We start from the raw sequence: 13,689 nt of genomic DNA on the forward strand, positions 1-13,689 counted from the left end.
TTAAAGTAAATTTGTATTAAACTTTATAATGCTTTCAATGGACGGAACTACTATGGCAAAATCTAGCAACGCTTATACAGATAATAGTTTTGCCTCATCAGATCTAAAAACTATTCTGCACTCTAAACGTGCCAATATTTACTACCTTTCCCATTGTAGGGTAATGCAAAAAGATGGAAGGATTCTCTATCTAACTGAAGAAGATAAAGCCAATCTGTTCTATAACATTCCTATCGCTAATACCACCTCAATCCTGCTCGGTACAGGAACTTCCATCACTCAAGCGGCAATGCGACTGCTATCACAAGCAGGTGTCTTAGTTGGCTTTTGTGGTGGTGGTGGCTCGCCATTATTTATGGGTGCGGAGCGTGAAGTCTATGTCGAGTGGATGACGCCACAAAGCGAGTATCGTCCAACAGAATACATTCAAGGGTGGATGAGCTGGTGGTGGGATGATGACAAGCGTTTGATGGCAGCGAAACTTTTGCAACACGCACGATTGGCTTATCTACAAACGGTATGGAATAAAGACAGTGAGCTAAAACGTTGGGGCTTTGATAGCAGTAATGACGCAGTGCAAGCCCTGCTCACAGATAACAGTCGGCAAATCAATCAGCAAATGGAGGTCATGCACTTATTGCAATTAGAAGCGCGTTTGACTAAGCAGCTCTATAAACTGGCCGCCAAAAATACGGGCTATGATGGCTTTACAAGGGAACATGAAGGTATCGATAAGGCCAATGGTTTCCTTAATCACGGCAACTATTTGGCTTATGGTTTAGGTGCGACCACAGCATGGACATTAGGTATTCCACATGGCTTTGCGGTAATGCACGGCAAGACTCGGCGCGGTGCATTGGTATTTGATATCGCCGATATTATCAAAGATGCACTGGTACTACCCCTCGCCTTTATCTGTGCCAGCGAAAACATGAGCGAGCAAGAGTTTCGTCAAGAATGTCTGAATATGTTTACTAAGCATAAGGCACTGGATTATCAGTTCGAAGTCGTAAAGCAGATTGCTATGACCAAAAGCTGGGAGGCATAAATGATTGTCACTTTAGTCTCGCAATGTGAAAAGAAGGCTCTAGGTCGAACTAGGCGTATTTTGGACGCTTTCGCTAATCGGATTGGTGATAATGTTTGGCAAACGGCTATTACTGAGGAAGGTCTAAAAACCGTCAAGCAGCTATTACGCAGCTCAGCGACTAAGTCGACGGCGGTAAGCTGTCATCGTAATAAGACACGCCAGCTGACTGAACTGGTATGGGTAGTGGGCAATAAGCGTAAGTTTAATGAGGTTGGAATTGTTCCTGTGAACCGTACCAAAAGAAACATCTTGCACAGTGAATGGGAAAATGAGTGGAGCTATGCCAGTAGTATTCAGATTATTGCCACTATATCTGCCCTGCTTCATGATATCGGTAAATCAACCATTGGCTTTCAAAACAAGCTCCTTGTCGGTAGCAAACAAGGCGACTCTTATCGGCATGAGTGGATATCATTAAAACTGTTTGAGCTGATGATTATTGATTGCGCTACTGATGAGGCATGGCTTGAACGTTTGATGCAGTTAGATGATTGGCTGAAAAATAACGATATAGAAAGATTACTGTCTAAAGCCAATCAAGATACCGTCAACATAGAAGCAATGCCGCCCCTTGCCCAGTGGGTCGCGTGGTTAATTGTCACCCACCATCGATTGCCACCTGCGGATAAAGTATTTCATTCCTTTACCGCCATTCAACGTATGCAGCAGCCCAAAGAAACACTAGCTTATAAGCAAAATTTGCAACAGTTTTATAGCAAGTTAACGCCTTTTGACTTTTGGGTCAAAAATCCAAAATCGTTAGAGGAAATGAGTAAAGCTCAACTAAAAAGCTTTTGGCAATTTGAGCATTTAGTGATTAATAGCCGTGCATGGCAAAAAAATATCAGACGCTGGTCTAAAAAAGCACTCAATGATCCTGCATTAATGCAAATTAGTCAGCAAGCAATTGATAACAAAAAGGCTATTAGTGATCCGTTTTTACTCCATTTATCGCGTTTATGTTTAATGGTAGGTGATCATAATTATTCCAGTCTAAAAGAAAATGACTCACGTTGTATAACTGTTAATAGCCAGTTTAAAAAATTAGCTGCCAACACTGACCGAACCGCTAGCACGCCCACTGTAAAACAGTCATTAGAGGAGCATTTATTGGGCGTGGGTGCTTTTACCGCTCATTTCTGCCGCGCGCTACCTATTATTGCTAGCGAAATGCCTACCCTATGCAATCACGATCCATTGGCTAAGCCGACTGGCATAGAGCGTTTTAAATGGCAAAACCAAGCATTTAAAATGAGCTATGGTTTGCAAGAAGCGACACGTGAGCATGGATTTTTCGGGGTAAATATGGCCTCGACAGGCGCAGGTAAAACCATCGGTAATGCTCGTATTATGTATGCTTTAGCTGACCCTAAAAAAGGTGCGCGTTTTACCATTGCATTAGGACTGCGGATTTTAACTTTACAGACAGGGCTAAGCTTTCGTAAAGACTTGAAGTTACAAGGCGACCAATTAGCCATATTAGTTGGCGGCAGCGCGAATAAAAAACTGTTTGAGCTGGTATACGACAATAAGACTAATGATATTACAGATATTATCAGCGAATATAAAAAAGACGACGAGCCTGATAATGAATCAGAGACCTTTGGTAGTGAGTCTAGCGAGGATTTATTAGATGAGTTTGTTGATAGCGATATCGATTATCAGGACTATGAGACGCTGAATCTCGATACTGTCATTGCCAGTCCTAAAGCGCGCGATTTAATATTTGCGCCGATTGTGACTTGTACCGTTGACCATATTATCCAAGCAAGCGAGTGCAAACGTGGCGGTAAATACATTGCACCGATGCTGCGTCTACTGAGTAGCGATTTGATACTTGATGAGCCTGATGATTTTGACCAAGCGGACTTGCCTGCGCTTTCGCGTTTGGTGCATCTTGCCGGACTCTTTGGCACACGTGTTCTGCTGTCTTCTGCCACTCTGACGCCTGACTTAGTAACAGGATTATTCGAAGCTTACATGGAAGGACGCAAACTGTTTAACCAAAGCCAAAATAAGCCTACTCCTAAAATAGTCTGTGCCTGGTTTGATGAACAACCTAAAGCGATGCTATCCGAGCAATGCGCTGATGTTGATGCCTTTCAAAATACCCATAAACAATTTTGTGATAAGCGTGCCAGCTATTTAGCCAAGCAGCCCGTTAGACGTCAGGCAGAAATATTGCCCTTTTCAGCTTCTTACACCAAAGATAATGCGACACAGTTTTATAGCGCTTTGGCACAAACTTTGGTCGATGCTGCCATAAGCTTGCATGATAAGCATCACGAGGTGCTGCCTAATTCTAATCAGAAAAAATCTAGTGATAATACGCAAGTGAGTATCGGGTTGGTGCGCGTCGCCAATATCAATAACATTACTAATATTGCCATGCAGTTATTTAAAGCAGACGACATAGCTGTACCAGATAATACGATAATACATGTGGTGTGCTATCACGCCAAGCAGCTATTGCTACTCCGTAATGCGTTAGAGAATAAACTCGATAGAATCTTAGATCGTAGCGACTCGAAAACCAATATCTTTAATCATCCTGAGATTGAACAAGCCATTGCTAATCAGCCTGCTAAAAAACATATCTTTATGGTTCTAGCCACCCCTGTTGCCGAAGTTGGTCGCGACCATGATTATGACTGGGCGATCGTCGAACCCTCTTCTATGCGCTCTATCATTCAGTTGGCAGGACGTGTCTGGCGGCATCGTCCTGAAAAGCTCGCCAATGAACCGAACATCTTACTGCTGCAATATAATATCCGCTACTTTAAACATGCAAATAGCAAGCGACCCATTTTCACGCATCCAGGGTTTGAGACCACGCTATTTAAGCCACCAAGCTACGATTTAAATAAATTGATGACTCAAGAGCAGCTAGCACAAGTCGATTCAAGACCTAGAATTTCAAGGTCTCAAAACAAAACCATAGAAACGTTAAGCGACCTTGAACATCGCGTCATGCAGCATTTATTAAACAACCATAAACTTAATTATGTCAACGCCTATTGGGATAGCAAGGCTACTGCCAATCGTACCCATACGCATTTGCAGCAAATCAGTCCTTTCAGAGCAGGAACGCCGCAAGACGATTGGTTATTGATTCCACGAATGGTCAATGATGACGAGGATACTGACATGCCGAGCATGGGCTTTGATACTTATTATAGCGAGGACGTCTTTGAAAAAGGCTTAGCCAAATCTAGCACCCACAATAAAACCATTCAACCGCTAGCCTTTAATTTTGAGCACGAACAAATAAAGCCATGGCTGACTGTCTCCTTGAATGACGTTTTACAAGACTTGCAAAAATCCCAGCCCGATAAGAGTTTGCGCTCGTTAGCCATCACTTATTCATCAGTGTCGCTTGATAGCATTAAGTCTAGCAATAGTAGTGGCTGGATGTTTCATGAATTTTTTGGTTTTGTTCGTGGATAGGTTTTAGCCCATTAATTGTCTGCATAAAAAAGCACGGCGTTAACCGTGCTTTTGCTAGAAGCCACCTGAGCGGTGGTGAAAGATAATACCAGTTATAACATTTTCTAAGCCACCTGAGCGGTGCAATCAAATTATAACAGAGCGTCTTTTATAAACATAACTGATATCTCTAATATTTATTTAAATACCAGTTATAACATGGTTTACTTATTAATTATTACGTGCTTTAATATTGTAAATAAAAAATTTTTGTGCATTATAAAAGGAGAAAATTTTGATGGATATATCTTCAGAGCTAGCAAGCGGTGCTGTCAAAGCATTTCTTATTAGCCAATATGATAAAAAAACGGATACTGAGCAAAAACAGCTCTCTAAAGCAATTGAAAGTAGCGACCACGACAAGGTCACAGAACTAAAAGAAGCGTTAGTAAATGCCAAAGAAAAATATAGCATTGCAAACTGGATTGCTGATGCGGCTACTCGCATGGCAAAGCAACTAAACTTCGGTACGCATATCTCAAAGGGCGTTCATCCTGACGCTAAGGGCGATAATGTTAGCTTTGATACAGTAGACAATTTATCGCAAACTATCGTAGGTACGCACTCAATAGACAGCAGTTACATCGATGCTAACGGTAATGCCGCAGCCCTGCCCCTTGCCGCTTTCTTCGATTTTGAAGTAGATGAGACGACTAAAATTCGTGACCTTATTTTAGCGGATAATGTTGATTTTATTGCCTCACTTGCCAGCGATAAAATACTGGCTAATACCTATCAGCAGACTTTTAAAGAAGCATTGCAAAACTTTATTACAAACCCTGTCACCCATGAACGTAATAAACAAACGCTTTGGGTAACCAACGCCTACGAAGGCGCGGACATAGAAGAGCTTGATTATATTAATATTGTTCCGCTCTACCCCTCTGTACTCACTCACGAAGTCTATCAGCGTATCAATCATCTTAAATTTTCTGAGGACAATAAAGCTGCCCGTGATAATCGTTTTAAAAAAACCGCCGATCAACAGCCTTATATCACCTTGAATGATTTAGCGACCCTTCAGCTTGGCGGTACTAAGCCGCAAAACGTTAGCTTGTTAATGAGTAAACAAGGTGGTCGTAATTATCTTCTCCCTTCACTTCCACCCATTATCAAACAAGAACGCTCGTTTAAATTATCCAAATTTGCCAATAGTATTTTTGGCACAGCTATGGAATATAACGCGCACGAAGCTATTAAAGAGATTTTTGAGTCTATAAAAAGTGCGCGCAATCTTGTCGATGTCAGAGATGCGCGCAAACTTGCTATTGATAAGTTACTACATAAATTATTCAAAGCCGCAGAAGACATTCGTACCGATATGCCCGCGGGATGGTCAAAAGACTATGAGCTTGAGCGACACGAGAAGCTTTGGCTTGATCCGAAACGCGCTGATCTTGAGGGCGAGGAGGAATTCAAAGCTGAGCGTGAACTAACTGACGCTTGGCATCACCAAATTATTCATGATTTTTCCCGTTGGCTCAATACTTTGATGCAAGCTGAATTTAAAGCCATTGCCAGCGACTTTGGCGATGCCGAGCATTTGGACTGGGAGCGTGAGATTGAAAATATGCAAAAACGCTATGAGCGCGCAGGCAAAGGAGTGTTTTTATGAGCCGTATAGATGATGACAACGATATCGGAGTGATTGGCTATTTGCTGTTCAAAAAGGTCGTTATTAATGGGGCAAATACCATATCAAGCCCGCTTACTTATGGCTTTCCAGCTATCACTGGATTCTTGGGTAGCTTTCATGCGATGTCGCGCAAAATGGCGGATGATGAGCAACTATCTAACGTATCGTTAGGTGGCGTATTACTGGCCTGTCATGACTGTCAGCCGCAGATGTATCGCCCAAACTCTTATAATAATTACACCTTTAATCAAACGCGTAACCCTATTAAAAAAGACGGTAAAACAGCTTCTATCATCGAAGAAGGCAAATGCCATTTAGTAATGAGTTTTGTAGTTGAAGTATTGGCAGACACTCAACTGACGACTGAGCAGCAAGCGTCTGTTATCCAAAAGACTAGTCAGTGGATTCAACAACAACGTATGGCTGGCGGTAGTGTACGCGGATTGGCTCGATTTGAGCCCGTACAATATTTTGATAGTAGCGATATTAGTGCCGTCATACCGCAGCTATTACCTGCCTTTGTATTAATGGATGCTCAAGATGAATTTGCTCAAATTATTAATGACGTACAAAAAGACAATCCAGATGCGGCACCTTTAGATGCCTTAATAGACGTTTGCGCGCTACATCATATTCCAGAAGCTCAAAAAAATGGCGATACCAAATGGTTGACGACTTCGCGTAAGAGTGGTCACGGTTGGCTTGTCCCTATGCCTATAGGATATCAAGGAATTTCTGATCGTTATGATGCAGGTGTGATGCAAAACGTACGTAATCCCGAATACCCTAGCCAATATGTCGAAGCGATATATAGTCTTGGCAAATGGATCTATCCACAGCGTTTAAATCGCATCGGCGGTGAGCATGATATTGTCAATGCCTTTTGGCGTTACCACTATGACGCCGATGATTCTCTGTACTTGGTCACCCAGCAGCAAGACTTTTAATCACATTTTTAATTTTCTAAATCCTTTAACTTTTACGATACATTCAATTTAACTTTTATTCTTATGGAGAAACTCATGTCAAAATCAGCCCTAAAAACTGCATCCGTCCTCGCTTTTGAGCGTAACCTTGACGTATCAGATGCTTACCTATGGCAGACTAATAGCCAAGCAGCTGATAAAGCTGCAATGCCGTCGCCTGTCGTTATTAAAGAAAAATCAGTTCGCGGAACGATAAGCAATCGTCTAAAAAATGCTATTACTAATGACCCTGCCAAACTAGATGCCGAGACCGAAAAAGCTAATTTACAAAAGGTAGATTCTGCGTCACTAGATGAGAACAACGATACCTTAGTTGCGCGCTTTAGCCTGAAAGTACTACCTTTCACTGGTAAGCCTAACGTCTGTAATGATCAAGACTATCAACAGGCTTTAGAGCAAGTGGTTACTGATTATATCGACGCTCAAGGCGTAGATGAATTGGCAAGGCGCTATGCGATTAACGTGCTGAACGCGCGTTGGTTATGGCGCAACCGTGTGGGTACTGAAAGCATCAAAGTCACCGTTAAATGTAATGGACAAACCATTACTATTGACGATGCAAAAGCTTATGGTCTCAAAGATTTTAACAGTGATGACGCTAATATCAAACAAGTCGCAGACTGGATCAAAGCAGGTCTAGATGGTAATGAATTTATCATTTTATACGTAGAAGCACACGCCGTCATCGGCTATGGTCAAGAAGTCTATCCGTCACAAGAATTGATACTTGATACAGGTAGCAAAAAGAGTAAAGTGCTTTACCGTGTCAGTGACCGCAAAGGCTCTGAGGATAATGCAGGTATGCACTCACAAAAGGTCAGTAATGCTATTCGTACTATCGATGACTGGTATCCTAATGCCGAGTTTCCTATTGCGGTTGAGCCATATGGCGCGGTGACCACATTAGGTACAGCGTTCCGTCAGCCTAAAGCTAAGATGGACTTTTATAGCCTATTCGATAATTGGGTATTAAAAGGTGATGCGCCAAGTACCGAGCAACAACATTACGTGATGGGTGTGCTTATCCGTGGCGGCGTGTTTGGTGCCAGTGGCAAGGAGTAATTTATGAGTGATGCAACTTCAAGCCTGACCCATTACTGCGAGTTAACCATCATCCCTGACCCTGATATTGCGCCCTACTTTATCTGGAGTAAGCTATTTACCCAGCTACACATTGCGCTAGCTGAAATGAAGAATAAACATGACATCGAATCCATCGGTGTCAGCTTCCCTGATTATCATTATGATGATAAAAAGGAGAAGTCATCTAAGCTGGGAGTAAAGCTTCGCGTCTTTGCCTCTAACCAAAAAGATTTAGAAACGCTAAATCTTGATAACTGGCTATCGCGGCTTACTGACTACGTGCATATCAAAGGCATCAAAGACGTGCCTATAGATAAAATAACGGGCTACGTGAGTGTACACCGCTATCGTTTTAAACCGATAGAGGTACAAGTAGAATCTCTAGCCAAAAAAATGGAGATTAGCAATGACGAGGCAATGGCGATAGTTGTTAAACGCAAAGCTGAATTAAAGCTGCCTTTTATCAGAATGTTTAGTGAAAGCAATAAAGCCCATTATCCATTGCAAATTTTACAACAACCTAGTAAACAGGACGTAACTGGTGGTTTTAATGTATACGGTATGAATGGCATGCGCGATAACGTTACTGTGCCGCAGTGGTAGTAGATAAAGTTAAAGGGTAATGATGAATTATCCTTTAATTGGGTATAAAAACCTTTTTTTTAATCTATTTAAAAACTTGCAATAAAATCAAACAGTTATGACAATATGAAAATTGGAGGGTAAATTAGGGTATTTTGCCCTCCGCGCCTTGTTATAACTGTCTTTTTTGAGGTATAGTTCCTCTTCATCACCGCTCAGGTGACTTAGAAATTGTTAGGTTTCGTTTGTATCAAGTCACCATACTTCATCACCGCTCAGGTGACTTAGAAATTACTTATATGCAAATTATAACTATAATTGCACTTCATCACCGCTCAGGTGACTTAGAAAACCAGTACAAAAAGCCCATTCTATAGAGTGGGCTTCATCACCGCTCAGGTGACTTAGAAATTGTTCGTTGCCGATAGCGTAGCTAGTAACAACTTCATCACCGCTCAGGTGACTTAGAAATGCGTTTGCCATTCCTGCGCTTGCAATAAGAGCTTCATCACCGCTCAGGTGACTTAGAAATGCTATTGCAACGTGTATCATGGCAGGGATCACTTCATCACCGCTCAGGTGACTTAGAAAAATCGCTTGTCAGCCGAACAAAGTATGATCGGCTTCATCACCGCTCAGGTGACTTAGAAATTTTAGTGTAACTTAATGTAACTCATATTACTCTTCATCACCGCTCAGGTGACTTAGAAAAATGACGGCCGCAAAGACTTTAGGTAAAAACGCTTCATCACCGCTCAGGTGACTTAGAAACTTCTTTCAAGTCAAGCGAGTTTGACAGCGTACTTCATCACCGCTCAGGTGACTTAGAAAAGTGCAGCCATCAATTGCAGCAAACATATAGTCTTCATCACCGCTCAGGTGACTTAGAAAATCTTCAAGCGTGTCGATGATGACCAGCGCTCCTTCATCACCGCTCAGGTGACTTAGAAAAATGGCAACAGTTTAGCCACCACGACACGCTGCTTCATCACCGCTCAGGTGACTTAGAAATTATACCGGCATTGCTGATATGTTCAAACTTGCTTCATCACCGCTCAGGTGACTTAGAAACTAGAAACAACAAAAGACTTATTACCACCAGCCTTCATCACCGCTCAGGTGACTTAGAAATGCTGCCTCAGCTATCCACTGCAATGAGTTAACTTCATCACCGCTCAGGTGACTTAGAAAGACAATCATAATATTTGCCGCGTGTTTTGGATCTTCATCACCGCTCAGGTGACTTAGAAAACGTAGAAGTTGATAGTGACGAAGGTGTTTTCCTTCATCACCGCTCAGGTGACTTAGAAAAATGAAACCAATATTATTCACATTGATATGCGCTTCATCACCGCTCAGGTGACTTAGAAACAGAAAAGAGCTGGATGCACATGCTAAGCAATCTTCATCACCGCTCAGGTGACTTAGAAATTAATGGGCGGTTTTTTATTGCCTGTAGATATCTTCATCACCGCTCAGGTGACTTAGAAAGCCGCCCTGCATGGTGACGGTATAGTTTGAGCCTTCATCACCGCTCAGGTGACTTAGAAATTCTTATCGTGTCATCAACGCCGTTAAGCTCACTTCATCACCGCTCAGGTGACTTAGAAACAACTAAGTATTGGTACTGTGCTCGCATCACTCTTCATCACCGCTCAGGTGACTTAGAAAACCATTGTCAGCGATGCTTTTAGCTGCATATCCTTCATCACCGCTCAGGTGACTTAGAAAATCTATCACCGCGCCTGACGCAGATTGTAAGCCTTCATCACCGCTCAGGTGACTTAGAAAATCAAATACCGACTGATCGAGCTGCTTTAGTTCTTCATCACCGCTCAGGTGACTTAGAAATTATCAAGCGGTATAAGTGGCGTAAAGCCGTACTTCATCACCGCTCAGGTGACTTAGAAATTACTGTGTATAGTATAGAGTATTGTTGTCTTCTTCATCACCGCTCAGGTGACTTAGAAATACCGCCCGTCCAAATAAGCCCTGTCATTAATCTTCATCACCGCTCAGGTGACTTAGAAAATGAATAAATCACGAATACTGAAAGCAGTTATCTTCATCACCGCTCAGGTGACTTAGAAAAATCATTCAAAAAAGGCTATGGCGTTTGGAAGCTTCATCACCGCTCAGGTGACTTAGAAATGCTCGTTACCAACTTCATCAATAATGGTGTACTTCATCACCGCTCAGGTGACTTAGAAAAAATTATGCAACAGCAGTGAATAATTATCCTACTTCATCACCGCTCAGGTGACTTAGAAATATTGGCAATATATTTCTTCTTATAACGCTTACTTCATCACCGCTCAGGTGACTTAGAAATTGTCGAATCACCAAGTATCAAAGGCGGTCTACTTCATCACCGCTCAGGTGACTTAGAAATTGAATTAGCAACCACGTTTGTATATTTCTACCTTCATCACCGCTCAGGTGACTTAGAAATTTATCGAGCAAGTACGTTGACTCTTTAGGCACTTCATCACCGCTCAGGTGACTTAGAAATTTTGAAGTAGTTGAGCATAATGGTGGCCGTGCTTCATCACCGCTCAGGTGACTTAGAAAATTCGCCACGACTTAGCGCCTGATGTACTAACCTTCATCACCGCTCAGGTGACTTAGAAATTGTACTGCAACAACTTTGATGCACTGTAAAACTTCATCACCGCTCAGGTGACTTAGAAATTGCTGTGCTGCCGTCTTTGGACTATAGCCCGCTTCATCACCGCTCAGGTGACTTAGAAAAGATAACAGACGTAAAAGTTAAGGCGATTATGCTTCATCACCGCTCAGGTGACTTAGAAAAATGAGTGAAAACACAATGAATCAGGCTTTAACTTCATCACCGCTCAGGTGACTTAGAAATTAAATTACCCATCAAGACACCATAATAACCGCTTCATCACCGCTCAGGTGACTTAGAAATCTTAGGTCAGGGTGCTGTAAGTGGCGGTACTCTTCATCACCGCTCAGGTGACTTAGAAATCGTAGCGTTGGCGTATTGTCTAGCGTATAGACTTCATCACCGCTCAGGTGACTTAGAAATACTGTCTCGATGCTATCTACGCTGCCCTGCTCTTCATCACCGCTCAGGTGACTTAGAAAAATTTTTCAAGCGCATTGGTAAAGCCTGAAATCTTCATCACCGCTCAGGTGACTTAGAAATATGATTATTCGTGATGCTAATCCGCTAGAGACTTCATCACCGCTCAGGTGACTTAGAAATGACAAATAAACAAGGCATTTGGAGTTAACGTCTTCATCACCGCTCAGGTGACTTAGAAAATATTTTGAGATAAGCGGAAACAAGTTTATTGCTTCATCACCGCTCAGGTGACTTAGAAAGCAAGTCACTATCTTAGGTTTAGAAGTCACAGCTTCATCACCGCTCAGGTGACTTAGAAAAAATGAAATACTTGGGTCAATAGACTGGCATACTTCATCACCGCTCAGGTGACTTAGAAATAACCACCGCCCCAAGTACACAAAGAGCTATCCTTCATCACCGCTCAGGTGACTTAGAAACAGTCGGGTAGCTTTTTTATTGGTTTTAAAGACCTTCATCACCGCTCAGGTGACTTAGAAAATCAACTGTACTTTAGTTTCAATCTCAATGTACTTCATCACCGCTCAGGTGACTTAGAAATTCAGTTATAAGCCCATTATTAGTAAAGCCAGCTTCATCACCGCTCAGGTGACTTAGAAAAACTGGAATAGGTGCGAAAGTATCTAGGTCATCTTCATCACCGCTCAGGTGACTTAGAAAGCAGGCGGTGATTGGCGATAAATCAAAAAACATCTTCATCACCGCTCAGGTGACTTAGAAATATCTAAAATACTTGTAGGCAGCACTAGGACGCTTCATCACCGCTCAGGTGACTTAGAAACAGCAGAGATAAGGCCTTCAATGCTGTCAGTCACTTCATCACCGCTCAGGTGACTTAGAAAAGGGTAAAATTACAGGCAGTAAGTACGCGCACCTTCATCACCGCTCAGGTGACTTAGAAATAAAATAAGCTATTTGTCCTTGTTTCTTGTTTCTTCATCACCGCTCAGGTGACTTAGAAAATTGTATGAAACATTTTCATGCTGATTAACGTCTTCATCACCGCTCAGGTGACTTAGAAATAATAGACGCATACGCTACGCTATTAGTGCCTCTTCATCACCGCTCAGGTGACTTAGAAAGTGTATGTAATTTTTAAGCTGTTTGGCACTGGCTTCATCACCGCTCAGGTGACTTAGAAATTTTAGTGTAACTTAATGTAACTCATATTACTCTTCATCACCGCTCAGGTGACTTAGAAAAGTGGCAGCAGGAGCAGCCAAACGGCAGCCAGCTTCATCACCGCTCAGGTGACTTAGAAATTACGTGATGATAACGGAAAGATAAAAAGTGGCTTCATCACCGCTCAGGTGACTTAGAAATCAATAAACTGTACGTCAAATCCTGCTGTTATCTTCATCACCGCTCAGGTGACTTAGAAATATGATTGCTTAGTTAAAAAACTCATTAACATCTTCATCACCGCTCAGGTGACTTAGAAATCATGAGTATCAGCATTGCCTTTAGTGATTTTCTTCATCACCGCTCAGGTGACTTAGAAATTTTAGTGTAACTTAATGTAACTCATATTACTCTTCATCACCGCTCAGGTGACTTAGAAACAAAACATTAGCCGCGGTTAAAGCTATGGATCCTTCATCACCGCTCAGGTGACTTAGAAATACAACGTTATTGCCACTTTTTATCTTTCCGTCTTCATCACCGCTCAGGTGACTTAGAAATGCTATCTTTGCAGCAACTATCTTTTGAACCT

Annotated in this window: 6 protein-coding genes and 1 CRISPR repeat array; all 6 genes read left to right on the plus strand. The window is 42.1% G+C overall.

Translation table 11 applies throughout. The features are described from left to right. The first annotated feature begins 52 nt into the window (after nucleotides 1-52). The 6 genes from cas1f (at nucleotide 53) to cas6f (ending at nucleotide 8,884) form a co-directional block, all read left to right on the plus strand. On the plus strand, nucleotides 53-1,048 hold the full coding sequence (gene cas1f, locus CXF62_RS08000; protein WP_102093763.1) for a type I-F CRISPR-associated endonuclease Cas1f: 996 nt from the start codon (nucleotides 53-55) through the stop codon (nucleotides 1,046-1,048). Continuing rightward, nucleotides 1,049-4,537: a type I-F CRISPR-associated helicase Cas3f gene (gene cas3f / locus CXF62_RS08005; protein WP_102093764.1), complete on the plus strand. Its 3,489-nt coding sequence runs from the start codon at nucleotides 1,049-1,051 to the stop codon at nucleotides 4,535-4,537. Between the two features lie 277 nt (nucleotides 4,538-4,814). Continuing rightward, nucleotides 4,815-6,191 carry a type I-F CRISPR-associated protein Csy1 gene (gene csy1, locus CXF62_RS08010; RefSeq protein ID WP_102093766.1) on the plus strand — a complete coding sequence of 459 codons (1,377 nt, stop codon included), beginning with the start codon at nucleotides 4,815-4,817 and terminating at the stop codon, nucleotides 6,189-6,191. After that, complete coding sequence (csy2, locus tag CXF62_RS08015) at nucleotides 6,188-7,159, plus strand: type I-F CRISPR-associated protein Csy2 (RefSeq protein ID WP_102093767.1); 972 nt, start codon at nucleotides 6,188-6,190, stop codon at nucleotides 7,157-7,159. Before csy1 ends, csy2 begins: the two co-directional genes overlap by 4 nt. Nucleotides 7,160-7,234: 75 nt before the next feature. After that, entirely contained in the window at nucleotides 7,235-8,260 is a 1,026-nt protein-coding gene (gene csy3 / locus CXF62_RS08020) for a type I-F CRISPR-associated protein Csy3 (protein WP_102093769.1), read from the plus strand. A 3-nt stretch (nucleotides 8,261-8,263) separates the two neighbouring features. Beyond that, nucleotides 8,264-8,884: a type I-F CRISPR-associated endoribonuclease Cas6/Csy4 gene (cas6f, locus tag CXF62_RS08025; protein ID WP_227673239.1), complete on the plus strand. Its 621-nt coding sequence runs from the start codon at nucleotides 8,264-8,266 to the stop codon at nucleotides 8,882-8,884. 182 nt (nucleotides 8,885-9,066) lie between these two features. Next, nucleotides 9,067-13,657: direct repeats of the CRISPR family, unit length 28 nt; unit sequence CTTCATCACCGCTCAGGTGACTTAGAAA. The last annotated feature ends 32 nt before the right edge of the window (nucleotides 13,658-13,689 follow it).

Origin of the sequence: Psychrobacter sp. MES7-P7E (genome assembly GCF_002863645.1) — a bacterium.
In the GTDB taxonomy this organism is placed as follows: Bacteria; Pseudomonadota; Gammaproteobacteria; order Pseudomonadales; family Moraxellaceae; genus Psychrobacter.